The sequence below is a fragment of the Parendozoicomonas verongulae genome (assembly GCF_009711465.1).
In the GTDB taxonomy this organism is placed as follows: domain Bacteria; phylum Pseudomonadota; class Gammaproteobacteria; order Pseudomonadales; family Endozoicomonadaceae; genus Sansalvadorimonas; species Sansalvadorimonas verongulae.
The window spans coordinates 1-311 of record NZ_SMME01000162.1 but is presented as its reverse complement, the minus strand read 5'-3'; the positions used below and the strand labels follow the sequence as shown (position 1 = coordinate 311).

Here is a 311-nt window from a genome sequence, read left to right as displayed (position 1 = left end):
TTAGCCAGGAATCATCATTATGGTCAAACCACCCTGACGTTGGGATGTAAACAGTGGCTCTTTTTACCCAGTATGGCCCCCGATGAAACTATCATTGCCATGCGCACTGAGCCTGAAAAGACATTCAGGTCATGAAGGATCGCTATAGTGGGTTGCATATGGTGTTTATGCCAGAGGCACAGCCCGGCGAAGAGGTCACTGTCCACTATATAGTGGAAACCAGAGATAAAACTGCAGACACGCAGGAGACAGAAGATGTACTGGTATCTGAACGGTCCGACGGGACGTGTTCGGAACCCATGCGCAAGGAT

Annotated in this window: 1 protein-coding gene; it reads left to right on the top strand. The window is 49.5% G+C overall.

Features of this window, described 5'->3' with window-relative positions; all coding sequences use genetic code 11:
* Window positions 1–131: 131 nt before the first annotated feature.
* Window positions 132–311 (top strand): hypothetical protein (locus tag E1189_RS24220; RefSeq protein ID WP_230459801.1); only part of this gene is annotated, 180 nt, incomplete at its 3' end.